Source organism: Georgenia sp. SYP-B2076 (assembly GCF_003991205.1).
GTDB lineage: Bacteria > Actinomycetota > Actinomycetes > Actinomycetales > Actinomycetaceae > Georgenia.
The window spans coordinates 131,205-144,918 of sequence record NZ_RXOZ01000036.1; the positions used below are offsets into that span (position 1 = coordinate 131,205).

The 13,714-nt window shown below is 74.1% G+C and carries 14 protein-coding genes; 2 read left to right on the forward strand and 12 right to left on the reverse strand.

What is annotated here, in order from left to right; genetic code table 11:
- Positions 1–190 precede the first annotated feature (190 nt).
- The 10 genes from EJK16_RS18015 to EJK16_RS18060 all read right to left on the reverse strand — a co-directional run bounded on the left by EJK16_RS18015 (position 191) and on the right by EJK16_RS18060 (position 9,919).
- Positions 191–1,120 (reverse strand): hypothetical protein, encoded by a 930-nt coding sequence (locus tag EJK16_RS18015; protein ID WP_127131851.1) that lies wholly within the window; start codon positions 1,118–1,120, stop codon positions 191–193.
- A 230-nt stretch (positions 1,121–1,350) separates the two neighbouring features.
- Entirely contained in the window at positions 1,351–2,028 is a 678-nt protein-coding gene (locus EJK16_RS18020; RefSeq protein WP_127131853.1) for a response regulator transcription factor, read from the reverse strand.
- On the reverse strand, positions 2,025–2,813 hold the full coding sequence (locus EJK16_RS18025) for a phosphatase PAP2 family protein (protein ID WP_127131855.1): 789 nt from the start codon (positions 2,811–2,813) through the stop codon (positions 2,025–2,027). The genes EJK16_RS18020 and EJK16_RS18025 overlap by 4 nt, the downstream gene beginning before the upstream one ends.
- On the reverse strand, positions 2,810–3,130 hold the full coding sequence (locus EJK16_RS18030) for a DedA family protein (protein ID WP_164737407.1): 321 nt from the start codon (positions 3,128–3,130) through the stop codon (positions 2,810–2,812). Before EJK16_RS18030 ends, EJK16_RS18025 begins: the two co-directional genes overlap by 4 nt.
- A gap of 129 nt (positions 3,131–3,259) precedes the next feature.
- Positions 3,260–3,988 (reverse strand): type 1 glutamine amidotransferase, encoded by a 729-nt coding sequence (locus EJK16_RS18035; RefSeq protein WP_127131859.1) that lies wholly within the window; start codon positions 3,986–3,988, stop codon positions 3,260–3,262.
- Entirely contained in the window at positions 3,985–5,256 is a 1,272-nt protein-coding gene (locus tag EJK16_RS18040; RefSeq protein WP_240646150.1) for a Mur ligase family protein, read from the reverse strand. The genes EJK16_RS18035 and EJK16_RS18040 overlap by 4 nt, the downstream gene beginning before the upstream one ends.
- A gap of 71 nt (positions 5,257–5,327) precedes the next feature.
- Complete coding sequence (locus tag EJK16_RS18045; protein WP_127131862.1) at positions 5,328–6,293, reverse strand: decaprenyl-phosphate phosphoribosyltransferase; 966 nt, start codon at positions 6,291–6,293, stop codon at positions 5,328–5,330.
- A gap of 2 nt (positions 6,294–6,295) precedes the next feature.
- On the reverse strand, positions 6,296–7,420 hold the full coding sequence (locus EJK16_RS18050; RefSeq protein WP_127131864.1) for a phosphodiester glycosidase family protein: 1,125 nt from the start codon (positions 7,418–7,420) through the stop codon (positions 6,296–6,298).
- A 289-nt stretch (positions 7,421–7,709) separates the two neighbouring features.
- Positions 7,710–8,462 carry a decaprenylphospho-beta-D-erythro-pentofuranosid-2-ulose 2-reductase gene (locus tag EJK16_RS18055; RefSeq protein WP_127131866.1) on the reverse strand — a complete coding sequence of 251 codons (753 nt, stop codon included), beginning with the start codon at positions 8,460–8,462 and terminating at the stop codon, positions 7,710–7,712.
- Positions 8,459–9,919 (reverse strand): FAD-binding protein, encoded by a 1,461-nt coding sequence (locus EJK16_RS18060; protein ID WP_127131868.1) that lies wholly within the window; start codon positions 9,917–9,919, stop codon positions 8,459–8,461. The genes EJK16_RS18055 and EJK16_RS18060 overlap by 4 nt, the downstream gene beginning before the upstream one ends.
- A 120-nt stretch (positions 9,920–10,039) precedes the next feature.
- Here EJK16_RS18060 and EJK16_RS18065 point away from each other — a divergent pair, with 120 nt between their 5' ends.
- On the forward strand, positions 10,040–11,521 hold the full coding sequence (locus EJK16_RS18065; protein WP_127131870.1) for a cell wall metabolism sensor histidine kinase WalK: 1,482 nt from the start codon (positions 10,040–10,042) through the stop codon (positions 11,519–11,521).
- A 56-nt stretch (positions 11,522–11,577) separates the two neighbouring features.
- On the opposite strand, the gene EJK16_RS18070 is transcribed toward EJK16_RS18065, so the two are convergent.
- Positions 11,578–12,249: a response regulator transcription factor gene (locus EJK16_RS18070; RefSeq protein ID WP_240646151.1), complete on the reverse strand. Its 672-nt coding sequence runs from the start codon at positions 12,247–12,249 to the stop codon at positions 11,578–11,580.
- Positions 12,250–12,434: 185 nt separating this feature from the next.
- The gene (locus EJK16_RS18075; protein ID WP_127131872.1) at positions 12,435–12,764 is read right to left on the reverse strand and encodes a hypothetical protein; all 330 of its coding nucleotides are present in this window, start codon (positions 12,762–12,764) and stop codon (positions 12,435–12,437) included.
- Between the two features lie 248 nt (positions 12,765–13,012).
- Between EJK16_RS18075 and EJK16_RS18080 the strand changes: the two genes are divergently transcribed.
- Complete coding sequence (locus tag EJK16_RS18080) at positions 13,013–13,699, forward strand: rhomboid-like protein (protein ID WP_127131874.1); 687 nt, start codon at positions 13,013–13,015, stop codon at positions 13,697–13,699.
- Positions 13,700–13,714 lie beyond the last annotated feature (15 nt).

The window sequence follows — 13,714 nt, forward strand, 5'->3', positions numbered from 1 at the left end:
CCGCGCACCGCGCGCTCGCACGCGCACCGCTCACTCATTCGCACGCCCGCGCACCGCGCGCTCCCGCACACCTGCCCGTAGCCACGCCCTCCTCCGGTGCTCTCATCGGGTGCTGCTCGACACCTCGAGTGCGCCCCTTGCCAGCTGGCGCAGACCGTGTGTCGAGCAGCAGTGGATGGGGAGAGCACGCTCACGGGCCGCCACCGTCGGGGCGGATCCCCGCGCGTGCCATGATGAGGCGGAAGCGTTCCTGGTCCCACGCGTCGGCCCACGTCCAGCGGGTCAATCCCGAGGCGAGCAGACGCAGACGGTCCTCCCTGCGCTTCTCCTGCCAGACGATCTCCGCCGGGTCGGTGTTGCCGGCATATCCGTCACGCTGGTACTTCGCCTTCCCATCGAACTCACCGATGAGCTGGCGCTCTTCCCACCAGAAATCTGTGCGCCCGACATAACCGTCCTCATCGAAGAACGGGCGCTGCAGCTCGGGTATCGGTAGGTGCAGCTCATGCATCTGCGCCCTGCTCAAAGACTCCCCGACCGATCCCGACCGGCCGTCCGCCATCGCCACCACCCGGCGTGCGCGCCGATAGCCCCGTGTTCCCCGCATCCCTTCGAGCTCCGCGAGGAGTTCGGCCTGCGTGATGGCGTCGGTGGCGAGGGCGTAGTCGGCGCTGGCTAGACCTGAGGCGAAAGTCCGGGTTCGGGCCAGGTCGAGAACCGTCCGCGCTACCGAGGTTACTGCCTGGCCACCCACGAGGACCACGGCGGGCAGCCTCCGCACGCCATGCCGGACGATGAGGCCGCTCGACCGTCCGCCGCCCGCGACCTCTCCCACGACGTGCACACGCTGGGGCCAGGGCCCCACCACCGGTATCCGCAGGGCAGCCGCGGCCGACTCGTGCGAGAGGATCACCTCGGACCGGGCGGCCGCGACGGTGGCCTGCACCAGCAACCAGTACCGCGCGGCCGGCCGCGAGCGTTCCCAGACTGCGGCGTCGACGTACGCGCCGCGCCGCACACGGGTCAGTCGCGGCTCCGCTGCCCCGCGCCGTTCATTGCCCTCGAGACCGAGATTTGTGCGCTGCCTGGTCAGGATGATCGGGCTGCCCGTCGTATCCACGGGCCCACACTGGCCTGCGCGGCCGGCGAAAGCCCGGGGCCCCGGGCGCCTTGTGGGAAGCGCGGCACCTGGGAGAGATGTGGACGACGATGCCGGCCGCGCCTCGGCGGGCGCCCACCTCATCGAGTGCTGCTCGACACCTCGAGTGCGCCCCTTACAAGCTGCCGCACGCGGCGTGTCGAGGCGCATTCGGTGTAGCGCACTCGGTGTAGCGCTCCCCGGCGCGCGGATCAGCTGCCGTCCGCGGACAGGCGGTACCCCATGCCGCGGACGGTCTCGATGGTGCGGCGGCCGAACGGCTGGTCGATCTTGCGGCGCAGGTAGCCCACGTAGACCTCGACCACGTTGTCGTCACCGTCGTAGTGGGCGTCCCAGACGCCGTGGAGGATCTGGGCCTTGGTGGCCACGTCGCCGGGGCGTCGCATGAGGAACTCGAGCAGCCCGAACTCGCGCGGCGTCAGCGGGATCTCGGTCCGGCCACGCCGCACGCGCCGCTGGGCCGGGTCGAGGGAGAGGTCCCCGGCGACGAGCACGGACGGGCGTTCCGGGGCGCCGCGTCGCACCAGCGCCCGCAGGCGCGCGACCAGCACGATGAAGGAGAACGGCTTGGTGAGGTAGTCGTCGGCACCGAGGTCGAAGGCGTCCGCCTGGTCGTGCTCGCCGTCCTTGGCCGTGAGCATCAGCACGGGCGTCCACACGCCCCGGGCGCGCATCTCCTCCACCACCCGGTAGCCGCTGAGCCGGGGCAGCATGATGTCGAGGACGACGACGTCGTAGCCGTTCTCGGTCGCCGCCCACAGCCCGTCGACGCCGTTGTGCATCACGTCGACGTTGAAACCCTCCGCGACCAGGCCCCGGCGCACGGTGTCCGCGAGCCGCACCTCGTCCTCCACGACCAGTACCTTCATCGCGTCTCCGTCTCGCGCGCCGACGGCGGCGGCGGCCCTGCCTGATCTCCCTCAGCGTGCCCCACCGCCGCCGCGGTGACCACCGCATGACCGGCACGTGCACGATCGGCCGCGGCGGTCGCCGCCCGCGCGGGCAGGAGCAGCGCCACGGTGGCGGCGAGCGCAGTGATCGCCACCGCGAGCAGCCCGCTCGCGGCGACGTCGGTGAGCCAGTGGTAGCCGAGGTAGACGCGGCTAGCCGCCACCGCCGCGGTGGCCACGACGGCGAGAGCCGCGGCCAGCACCCGCACCGACCGGCGGGTCGTGGTCATCACGACCGCGAGGGCAAGGGTGAGGCAGAGGGTGCCGCCCGCCAGCGTGTGCCCTGACGGGAACGCGAAGGTGCGGGCGGGCGGGCCGAGCTCAAGGGCGAGGGCCGGACGCGGCCGGGCGGTCAGGGACTTGAGGGCCGCGGCGAGCACCGCCTGCACCGCGACCGCGCCCAGCACGATGGCCGGCCACTCCCACGCACCGGTCCGACGGCGCAACCACAGCGCCGCGAGCAGGGAGAGCACCACGACCGCCGGGGTGCCGGCCAGGAAGGTGGCGGTCCGCATGACCACGTCCATGACCGGGCTGCGGTGCGCGACCGCCCAGCTCGTGACGCCTTGGTCGTAGCGGGCCAGCCCCACGTGGTGGGCCACGGCGCTCCACACGAGGCCCGCGGCCACCGCCGCCAGGACGGCCAGCACGATGACCACGCACAGCCTCGCCACCGGTCGGGCCGCGCGGTGCTCGGCGCTCATCGGCCGGCCTCGGCCAACGCCGGGTCACCCGGCACGCCCGACGTGGACCCGCGCCCGTCGTCGCCGCCCCGCCCGAGCCAGGCCTCCACCTGCGGCCAGGCGGTCCCGGCGCCGTGGCCGAGCAGGCTCACCACGAGCGCCCAGCTCACCCCGCCCGCAGTGTTGGCCAGCAGGAAGCGGCGGTAGGGCATCCGCGCGACCCCGGCGACCGCCGGGACGAGGGCGCGCAGCACACCGACCCACCGCCCGAGGATCACCGCCACCAGACCATGGCGTTCGATGACGGCGACGAGCGATGCCGTGAGTGACGCGAACATCGGTACTCCTTCCATGTGCCGGGGCACCGACCGGAGGCCAGGATGCGCATGTCGCACTGAGAAGGGCCTGAGTGCCGACGCCACGAGGGCGGTTCCTGTCGGCGTCCGCCCGCCCCCTCCAGCTCCCCATCATCGCGGCCGTCTGGCGGCCACCCTCGAGGCGAGCGCGGCCAGGCGGTCGTCGATGGCAACGGGGGAACATCCACCGAACCTGCGGGTGACGGCACGCTCGATCAGCTGGTCGGCCACCGCGGGGTTCTTCGGGAGGAGGGGACCATGGAGATAGGACCCGATGACCTCCTTGCGCACGGCGCCCTCGGTTGCGTCCAGGCCGTTGTTCCCGGCGCCCCGCACCACCGTGGCGAACGGTCGCACGCCGTCGCCGAGGAAGGTACGGCCGCTGTGGTTCTCGTAGCCGACCACGTCACCGAGAGCGTTGTGCGTGACGATGTTGCCGATCAGTCGCTCCGGCCCGGCAGAGGTCTCGATGTCGAGCATGCCGATGCCCCGGATCGTGCGGCCCTCTGCCGTCCTGAAAAACTTCCCGAACATCTGGTAGAGGCCGCAGATCATCAACATGGGCACGCCCTGCTCGGCGAGGTCGACCAGCTGCGGGCCGATGGCCAGGAGGTCCGTCTGGATCTTCTCCTGCCCCGAGTCCTGCCCCCCGCCGCCCACGATGATGTCGGGATCCCGCGGGAGCGAGTCACCGGTGTCGTACCGGGTCAGTCTGACGTCGTACCCGCGCCAGTCCAGGCGGCGGGTCAGTGTGAGCACGTTGCCCCAGTCCCCGTAGACGTTCATGTCGTGGGCATACAGGTGGATGACATGGACGGTCGGGCGCTCGGAACCGATCATGAGATCGCCTCCACCTCGGTCAGCTTCGCGAGCTCGCGCCGTAGCGCGAGCATGGCGGTGTACGTGCAGTAGACGCACTTCGGTCTCCCCCTGGCGGCCTCGAGGAAGTGACGCAGCCCCCGGGACAGGTCCGTCGTGACGTGCCCGACCGCCACCTCGTCGTACTGGAGCCGCAACGCCATGTCGTAGGCGCGCACACCGGAGACCTCCAGGACGCCGCCGTCCCGCAGGCCCGTGCATTCGACGTCCCAGAGCCAGCTGGTGTCGCGGCCGTCGGGATAGCTGTCGTTGATGGCGATCATCGTGGCGTGCCCCTTGGGCGCGAAGGACTGCAGGCCGAGCCGGAAGCCGCTCGGGTTCTTGACGAGCACGAGCTCGAGCGGGAGGCCGTCGACGAGGAGCCTCTCGCCACGACCGAAGGCCGGGGCGATGTCGGCGAGGGCGTCGACGAGCTGACGGGGCGTGGCGGAGTCGCCGAGGACCGCCCGCGCGAGGCTGAGCGCCGCCGCCGCGTTGAAGGCGTTGTAGACACCCTGAAGCATCACCGCGGTCCGGTACGGCTGGCCGGCGACCGTGAACGTTGCTGCCTCCTCGTCGAAGGCGTCGAGCGTGACGTCTGCCGGGCGGTCGGAGACGACGGCGGACGGTACGGCCGCGTACAGGTCGTCGTCGCTCGGGAACGTGGCGCGAAGACTGTCGCTAAGCCCGAAGAAGCGGACCTTCGTGGTGGCTGGAAGCCGATCGGCGAAGACGGCGACGCGGGGGTCCTCGCGGTTCAGGATGACCGTGTCGAAGGTGGAACGCGCGGTGCGCTCGAGCAGCCTCGCGGTCGTGTCCACCTCTCCGAAACGGTCGAGCTGGTCACGTGCCACGTTCAGCAGGAGGCTGAAGCGAGGCGGGGTGGACGCCACGAAGGGCACGGCGTGCGCCTCGTCGAGCTCGAGGACGGCGATGTCGGCGGCCAGCCTCCCGTGGGTGTCGACCTCGCCGAGCAGGGCCGCCGCCACACCTCGCGACCAGTTGCTGCCGGACCTGTTGGTGAACACCCTCAGCCCCTGGCTGGCGAGCAGCGCGGCGACCATCTTCGTGGTCGTCGTCTTACCGTTGGTGCCGCTGACGACCGCGACGCCCTGCGGGAGCTGCGCGAGCGTCCGTGGTGTGAACCCGCCATCCAGCCTCTCGATCACCAGGCCGGGGAGCGCCGAGCCGCCGCCCCGCAGGCGGGTGAGCCAGCGCACCGCCTTGCCGAGGACGACGGCGTACCGCACGTTCTTCGCCCCTCGGGGCCCGCGTCGCCGCAGGCCGTGAGGGGGCCCGCACCCACCCCGCCGCCGGGCGCTCATGTGAGGTAAAGGCCGGCGCCGACGAGCAGCGCCCAGACCAAGCCGCAACCCACGAGGAAGCGGTCCGTGAGCATGTGCTCGGGGGCCTCGCCACCCCCGGCGAAAGTGAGCAGGCTGTAACGCAGGAGCGCGGCCAGGAACGGGACGGCCGACAGGGCCAGGACGGGCCGGGACACGTCGGCGCCGACGTACTGGAACGCCCACGCCGCGTAGGCGATGACGCTGCCGGTGAGCGCGACGGTCATGACCTGGTCCAGCCAGCCGGGCGGGTACACCGCCAACACGCGGCGACCCACGGCACCCGCTGCACCCGTCGTGCCGACGGCGCCCACACCACCCACGGCACCCGCGGCGCTCCGGCGTCGCTCGGCGGCACGCTTGGCGGCGACGAGGAACAGGGAGCCGAACAGCGTCACGAGGAGGAACCAGTCGGACAGGGCGAGACCGGTGACCAGGGCTCCGGCGACGGCGCGCAGGACGAACCCGCCGGCCACCGCGAGGATGTCCACGACCGGCACGGCCTTGAGCCACCTGCTGTAGCTCAGGGTCAGCGCGAGGTACCCGCCCGCCACCGCGGTGAGCCCCCACCCCAGGGGTGCCGCGGCTGCGAGGGACACGGCTGCGAGCAGCAGGCCGACCCGGTAGGCCGTCTGCCGGCCGACGAGCCCCGCCGCCACCGGCCGGTGGCGCTTCTCCGGGTGCGCCCGGTCGGCGTCGACGTCCGCGGCGTCGTTGACGAAGTACGTGGCGCTGGCCGCGATGGTGAAGACCGCCGCCGCGGCCAGCGCGGGGGCCAGCACGCCCCGGGCCAGCAGGGTGCCGGAGGCGGCGGGCGCGGCCAGCACGAGGAGGTTCTTGGGCCACTGTGCGGGACGGGCGGTCCGGACCAGGGCGATGCCGAGGCCGTGCCGGAGCGGTCCCCGGAGCCGCCCGGAGTCCGCGCGGTCCAGGCCGAGGGACATCGTTACGGCCCCAGGGTGAGGTAGAAGAAGTCGCGCTGGTCCGGCGCGAGATAGCGGTCCGGCAGGGAGGGCATGTCCGGCAGCAGGCGCTTCGGTGCCGCCACGCCGGCGCCGACGGGGTGCCAGCTGGCGAATGCGACCTTGCCCTTGTGGATGTCCAGCTCCATGCCGCGATCGATCCCGGCGGCGGTCATCGCGTCGGCGAGGGTCGCCAGCGTCAGGCCCGCGCCGGCGACATAGACGAGGTTGCCGTGCTTGTCAGTGCCGATCCCGGAACGCCACGTGTACTGGTGCTGGTTGTAGGGGCTGCCCCATCTGTCGTCGGCGTTGGCGGGCAGACCCGGCACGGGCGCTCCGCCGTCGACCACGAGGTGGAGGTTCTGCCGGACGGCGCGCACGTCGGCGGACATCGTCACGTCCCGGCCCCACTGGCCCACCCGCACGTGCCCGGAGCGGTCGATGACGAGCGACGCCAGCCCGTCCTGCAGCGTCCCGGCGCCGGCGCCGTCCAGGTAGAAGCCGCCCGGGTGGTCCCGCGTGCGCCACCCGGAGTTGAACGTGGCCACCAGGCCGGGCACGTCGGCCGCGGGCACGCTTGCGGTCCCGGGCCAGATCCCCCCGGGTTCGCGCGTGCCGGGCACCAGGTGGGCCACCGTGTCGGCGGAGCGGATCCACGCGACCCCGACGACGACGCCGGCGTACCGGGGGTCGGGGCGCAGGTAGCTCGTGAACAGCGCCGGGCGTCCGGCGGCATCGACCCGACCAGGGACCCAGACGCCTTCCCCGGCCAACGCCCGCCACGCGGAGAGCACCGGCAGCGCGGGTGGCGCCGTCGCCGCAGCGAGTACGCCGGAGCGGCGGGAGGCGGGGCGCGAAGTCGGGGCGGGCAAGGCCGGGGCCGCCCCCGGGCGGTCCGCGTCCCATCCGGGGAGCCGGACCGGAGCCGGCGCGGCCTGCGAGGGCACCTGGCGGCTGTAGAGCCAGTTCTCGACGGCGTTGACCGCGCCACCCCCGCCGTGGTCGCGCACCCACTCCACCGTGCGGTCCTGCCAGGACGCGCTGCCGGGATAGGTCAGCGCCTGCGCGTAGGAGACCCCGGGAACCACCAGGAGCAGCGCCAGCACCATGACCGGGGCCAGGCGGCGGCGACGTCGGCGCGGCCGGGCGCCGCGGGGAGGCGGCGGGGACACCGGTGGGGTGCCACGGGGAGGCGGCGGGAACACTGGCGCGGCGCCGGGAGGCGGCGGGAACATCGGTCCTGGATGGCCGCCGGGCGCACCGCCCGGCGCACCGTTCGCTCTCTCGCGGTTGCCGAGGTGTGTGCTCATCGTCCGCGCTCCTCCGGTCCTGGAGCGGTGGCCGTCCCCGGCCGCCACACTCACTGTGCTTCCGCGGCGCGAAGAGGACGCTGAGAGCTCAGCGGTCCAGCCGCCGCCACAGCGGTGCGGGCACCCACAGCAGCGCCGTCATGACCGGCCCGAGGGCTCCGGGGACCCAGACCACCCCGCCGCGCGCGAGGCGCCCGAGCACCGCGTGCGCCACCTGGTCGGGCTCGACGGCGAAGGGGGCGGCCGCGCGTCCGGCGGTCATGCGGGTGCGCACGAACCCGGGGCGGACGACGAGAACCCGCACGCCCGTGCCCCGGAGCCGCTCCCCCAGTCCCACGAAGAAGGCATCGAGGCCGGCCTTGGTGGCACCGTAGACGTAGTTCGAGGCGCGGGGCCGGACCGCCGCCACGGAGGACAGCGCCACGATCACGCCGTGCCCCTGCCGGCGCATGAGCTGGGCGAGGAGGAGCCCGACGGCCACCGCCGAGGAGAAGTTGACCGTCCCGAGCCGCCCCGCGGCGGCGGGGTCGCGCTCGAGCGCGTCCTGGTCGGGCAGCCGGCCGTGCGCCACGACCGCCAGGTCGACCTCCCGGCCGGCGAGCGCCGCACCGAGGACGGCCACCAGGTCATCGACGTCCTCGGCGTCGATGTCGACGACGTCGACCACCGCACCCCGGGCCGTCAGCGCGCGCGCGACCGCGTCCCGGCGCGGGCCCGGGCGCGCGGCCAGGACCACCTCACACGGGCGGGAGCGCAGCAGGGCGTCGACGATGGCTCCGGCGATGCCGGAGGTGCCGCCCACGAGCAGCACCGTGCCGGGCTGTCCCAGGGCGTTCATCATGCCGACGCTCCCCTGCGTGGCGCGCTCAGCCCGAGCCGGCGGTCCAGGTCCGAGGTCATGACGCCGCCCGGGTCGAGCCGCCGCCGTTCCTCGCGCCACCGCGCGAGACCCGGGTACATCGCGGCCAGGACGTCGGGGCGCAGGCGCGCGTCCTTGACGAGGTAAACCCGTCCGCCCGCGGTCGCGACCCGCTCGTCCAGGTGGTCCAGGGTGGCGGCGAGTGCACCGGCGCCCCCGCCGCCGGGCACCGGCAGGTCCATCGCGAGGGTCCAGCCGGGCACCGGGAAGGACAGGGACCCCCAGGCGGCCGCCCCCGGCGGCGGCGCGCCGAGCCGCTTGAGCGAGACAAGGGCCGGCGGGCACCCGGTCGCCTGCAGGGCTTGCAGGGCCTCGGCGAGGACGGCCTCCTGTCCTGGCGGCACGGCGAGCTGGTACTGGATGAACCCCGGGCGCCCGTACAGGGCGGCCCAGCCCGGAAGCGCGTCCAGGGGGAAGAAGAAGTCCCGCAGGTGACGCACCTCGGGCCGGCCGCCACGCGCCCGCGCCCGGGCGTAGCGGGCGGCGTTCGCGGCCCGCAGCGCATCCGGGGTCAACAGGTTCGGCAGCCACGCCGTCGCGCCGGGCGCGGTGCCCGGCCACCAGGGGCGGCCGGGCCACCCCGGGCGGCCGGGCGACGGATACTCGCGCGCCCGCCCCACCAGCCGCGCGGGCAGGTCCTCCGTGGCCAGCGGGGAGCCTGTTGTGACGACGCCGCGGCCGATCGCGCGCCCCGCGGCGTGCCCGTCGAGCCAGGCGACCGCGTGCTGGTCGCCGGACGCCTCCATGAGCTCGAGGACCTCTGCAAGGCCGGCGCCGACGCGGTCGGTGGACCGCAGCCAGGCGCTGTGAACGCGTTCCAGGCGCAGCCGCACCCTGCGGATGACGCCGGTCAGACCGAGGCCGCCGACGGTCGCCCAGAACGCGCCCGGGTCGGTCCCGCGGGTGAGGGTGCGGGGCCCGTCGGTCGGCGTGAGCAGCACGAGGGCTGCGACGTGCGCGCCGATCGAGGAGCGCCCGGGGTGGTTCTTGCCGTGGACGTCGGCGGCCACCGCCCCGCCGACGCTCGCCCGCGCCGTCCCCGGCACCACCGGCAGGGTCCAGCCCACCGGGACCGCGCGGGCGAGCACCGCGCCCAGGGACGCGCCGGCGTCCACGTCCATCACGCCCGCGACCGCGTCGACGAGGCCGACGCGGTGCTGTGCCCCGGTCAGCGCCACCACGCCTGCGCTGTTGAGCGCCGCGTCACCGTAGCCGGCGCCGGCCCCGCGGACCGTGACGCCCCGGCCCATCCCCGCCTGGCCGGCGAACAGGGCCTGCCACTCGGCGTCGTCGCACGGACCGCTCAGCTCGCTCAGGGAGTGCAGCGAACGCGCGAAGCTCGTCAGCGTGGCGGTGCGAGGCGGGCACAGGGACACCATCACAGGGTCCGCGCCGGCCACTGAGACGCTGCTGAGACGGGCCGAGTCGGCGCGCGGCCCACTTCCCTGCGTGGGCTCAGGCTCATCCGTCTCTCAGCCGGAGCGGTGATACTTGCGCCCATGGTGCGACGACGCCGCGGGCGGGATGGACCGCCGCGCGCCCATGGCGCGAGCGGTCGGCGCCTGCCGCTGCGGGGCGTGCGCGTCCAGGCCGCGCTGGTCGCCACCCTGGTCGTCGCCGCCACCCTCGCGGTCGCCGCCCTCGCGTTCGTGGCCCTGCAGCGCGACCAGCTCGAGGCGTCCCTGGCGCAGCTGGCCGCGCAGCAGGCCTCCGACGTCGCCGCGGAGGCCGCCGACGTCGGCCCGGCCGAGGTCGAGCTGACCGCCGTGGGTGCGGGCGAGCGCGCGCTCATCCAGGTCGTCGACGCCGACGGCCGCGTCCTGGCGGCCAGCCCCGCGGCGGTCGGCAAGCCGGCCCTCGTCGCCGCCCGCCCCCGGCCCGGCGCCTCGGCCACCGTGCACGCCGACCAGGTGCCCATCGACGAGGACGACCAGTTCGTCGTCGTCGCGCAGGGCGTGAGCACGTCCCAGGGGCCGGTGGTCGTGCTCGCGGCGCAGAGCCTGGAAGCCGTCGAACGGTCCACCTCGGTGGTGGCCGGTCTCTTCGCCGCCGGGTACCTCCCCGTTCTGCTCGTGGTCGCCGCGACGTCTTACTGGCTCACCGGGCGGGCGTTGGCGCCGGTGGAGAGCATGCGCCGCCGCGTCGCCGGCATCACCAGCACGGACCTTTCCGCCCGCGTGCCGCCCTCCCCCGCCGGCGACGAGATGACGCGGCTCGCCGAGACGATGAACGACATGCTCGCCGGCCTGGAGGCGGCGTCCCTCGTCCAGCGCCGGTTCGTCGCCGACGCCTCCCACGAGCTGCGCAGCCCGCTCGCCACCATCCGCGCCGAGCTCGAGGTCGCCCGGCAGCATCCGGCCGGCGTGGACTGGGACGCCGTGTCCGCCGACGTGCTCGAGGAGGCGGACCGGCTGGACCAGCTGGTCGCCGACCTGCTCCTCCTCGCCCGGGCCGACGAGCACGCCCATACCCTGCGCCGTGAGGACGTCGACCTCGACGACCTCGTGCTCGACGAGGCCCGCCGCCTGCGCACCGCCGGGACCGAGGTGGCCGTCCATGCCCCGCCCGTCCGCGTGGTGGGGGACGGCCGGCGCCTGCAGCGGGTGGTCCGCAACCTCGCCGACAACGCCGTCCTCCACGGCCGCGGCCGGGTCTCGCTGACGGTGCGCCAGGAGGGGCCGGTCGCCGTCGTCGAGGTGGCCGACGACGGACCCGGAATCCCGGCCGAGAGGCGCGAGCAGGTCTTCGACCGGTTCGTGCGCCTCGACGACAGCCGTGGCCGCGAGGCGGGGGGCACCGGCCTGGGCCTGCCGATCGCCCGGGAGATCGCCCGGGCGCACGGCGGCGACCTGAGGGTGGGCGAGAGCGCCGTCGGCACCCGCATGATCCTCACGCTGCCGCGGGACATCTCCGCGGACGCGCCCGCGCCGCGGCGGCCCGGGGACCGCGCTCCCCAGCGGGAGACGGTGACGGATCCATGATGACGAGGGCGCGGCGCGTGCGCCCCCCCGTTCCCGGACCCGCCTGCCCCGGCCCCTCACCGGGATCTCGCGCTCAGGCGATAACCACGGCCGCGGACTGTCACGATGTCGACGTCGGCGGGTGCCAGCCTGCGACGCAGGCGTCGGATGTACACCTCGACGAGGTTGGCATCCCCCATCGGGTGTGGGCCCCAGACGTGGGTGAGGATCTCCATCTTGCCCACCACGTGGTCACAGCGGCGGATCAGGTACGTCAGCACCGCCAGCTCGCGCGCGGCGAAGTGGAGCTCCTCCTCCCCCAGCCACACCCTTTCGTGCACCGGGTCCACCCGCAGCGTGCCGACCCGCATCGAGGGCGGGGCCGCCCGGTCGCATCGGCGCACCAGTGCCCGCAGCCGGGCCGCGAGGACGCGGTGTGAGAACGGCCTCGACATGACGTCGTCGCCGATGTCGAGCGCGTCGACCTCGTCCGACTCGCGGTGCTGGGCGGTCAGGAAGAGGACCGGCGTCGTGTCGCCGCGGGCCCGCATGCCCCAGCAGATCTCGTAGCCGGACAGGCCTGGAAGCACGACCTCCAGGACGACGGCGTCGAAGGCCTCTCCACGGACCCGCCAGTCGCCGTCGACCCCGTCCACGGCCAGCACCACGGCGAACCCCTCCGCCTCGAGAGCCCTCCACAGCGCCGTCGCCAACGCCCGCTCGTCCTCCACGACCAAGACGCGCACCATGCCTCCATCAACCGGGCCCCACTGACCTCATCGGCTCGGGCACGCACCGAGGGGCGGCCGGGCTTCCCCGGCCGCCCCCCACGCGCCTCCCTCCCACCTCACCGGTGGGCCGACATGTCCGACCGGTCCGCCCGCCGAACCTCGGTGGTCACGGCGCCCGCCGCTGGATCAGGCGTCCAGCTCTGCTACCACTGGCCACCCTTGGAGCGCTCGTGCTCCTTCCTGACGTGCTCGCGCTCGTTGTTGCGCTCGTGCTCCTTCCTGACGTGCTCGCGCTCGTGACGTTCCCGGTCGTTCCTCGGGTGCTCACGCTCGTTGTTGCGCTCGCGGTCATTCCTGGCGTGCTCACGCTCGTTGGGCCGCTCACGGTCCCCGTGGTGGCTGTTGCCCCACTCGCTGCCGGAGGTGTGGAAGGCGGTCGTCGGGGTCGAGGCGAAGGCGGTGCCGGTGCCGCCCAGGACTGCCAGTCCCAGGACAGCTGCAGCGACGCCGCTGAGCAAGGTCTTGCGATGCATGGGATGTCCTTCTCGTGAGGTCTACTTCGGGCACTACCCACACTGCGAGCCCGGGCAGAAGAAGACCCTGAGACCTCCTGTCGGAGCCCTCAGTCACGTAATCCGGCGACGGCATGCGCGGCGCATCGGCGCCTCTCCCTGGACCTGGGGCGCGAGCGGCATACTGAGGCATGGCCACCACCACGCTCGGCCCCGGCCCGCACGACCGTGCCCGCGTGACCGGCACCCGCTGACCTCCGGCGCCCGCCGTGCGAACCTTTCCGTCCCTGCGCGCTCTCGCGTCGCGGACCCGGCTGCGCCGCGTCGGGCGCACGCTCCCGGGCCTCCTCCGGGGCAGCGACGTCGCCATCACCTACGCGTCCGTCGTCACCGTCGTCGCCGTCGTGCTCGCACTTGCGCCCGCCCACGTGCGCGACGACGTTGTGCAGCGCTGCAGCACCAACCTGACCAACCTGCGTGACCGGCCGGTGTTCGTGCTGGTGGTCAGCGCCTTCGTGATCCCCAGCCTGCAGGGACTGTGGCAGCTCCCGCTCCTCGTGCTGCTCTACACCGCCGCCCAGCGGTGGGTCGGGAGAGCGGCGACCGTCTTCGTCGCCGCGCTGGGCCACGTCGGGGCGACCCTGCTCGTCGCCGCGCTGATCGCCTCCGGCATCACCCACGGCCGCCTCGCGGCCAGCGTCGCACGCGCCTCCGACGTGGGCGTGAGCTACGGGCTTGCCTGCCTGGCCGGCTTCCTCGTCTCCCGGGCCCCTGCGCGCTGGCGGGCACCGTACGTCGTCGCTGCCGCGGCGTACTTCGTCGCTCCCCTGCTGATCAACCAGACGTTCACCGACGTGGGGCACGCGACGGCGTTCCTCCTCGGGCTGGGGCTGGCCTTCCTCGCGGCCCGCGTCGCGGCTGCGGCGGACGTCGGGGGCCGCATCCGGATGGCGTAGCGGCGGCCCGCTCAG

Coding starts and splice junctions, on each gene's coding strand:
- EJK16_RS18055 (WP_127131866.1), bottom strand. CDS start 8,462: ATGATGAACGCCCTGGGACAGCCCGGCACGGTGCTGCTCGTGGGCGGC.
- EJK16_RS18020 (WP_127131853.1), bottom strand. CDS start 2,028: ATGAAGGTACTGGTCGTGGAGGACGAGGTGCGGCTCGCGGACACCGTG.
- EJK16_RS18060 (WP_127131868.1), bottom strand. CDS start 9,919: ATGGTGTCCCTGTGCCCGCCTCGCACCGCCACGCTGACGAGCTTCGCG.
- EJK16_RS18035 (WP_127131859.1), bottom strand. CDS start 3,988: ATGATCGGTTCCGAGCGCCCGACCGTCCATGTCATCCACCTGTATGCC.
- EJK16_RS18045 (WP_127131862.1), bottom strand. CDS start 6,293: ATGTCCCTCGGCCTGGACCGCGCGGACTCCGGGCGGCTCCGGGGACCG.
- EJK16_RS18030 (WP_164737407.1), bottom strand. CDS start 3,130: ATGTTCGCGTCACTCACGGCATCGCTCGTCGCCGTCATCGAACGCCAT.
- EJK16_RS18050 (WP_127131864.1), bottom strand. CDS start 7,420: ATGGTGCTGGCGCTGCTCCTGGTGGTTCCCGGGGTCTCCTACGCGCAG.
- EJK16_RS18065 (WP_127131870.1), top strand. CDS start 10,040: ATGGTGCGACGACGCCGCGGGCGGGATGGACCGCCGCGCGCCCATGGC.
- EJK16_RS18070 (WP_240646151.1), bottom strand. CDS start 12,249: ATGGTGCGCGTCTTGGTCGTGGAGGACGAGCGGGCGTTGGCGACGGCG.
- EJK16_RS18025 (WP_127131855.1), bottom strand. CDS start 2,813: ATGAGCGCCGAGCACCGCGCGGCCCGACCGGTGGCGAGGCTGTGCGTG.
- EJK16_RS18075 (WP_127131872.1), bottom strand. CDS start 12,764: ATGCATCGCAAGACCTTGCTCAGCGGCGTCGCTGCAGCTGTCCTGGGA.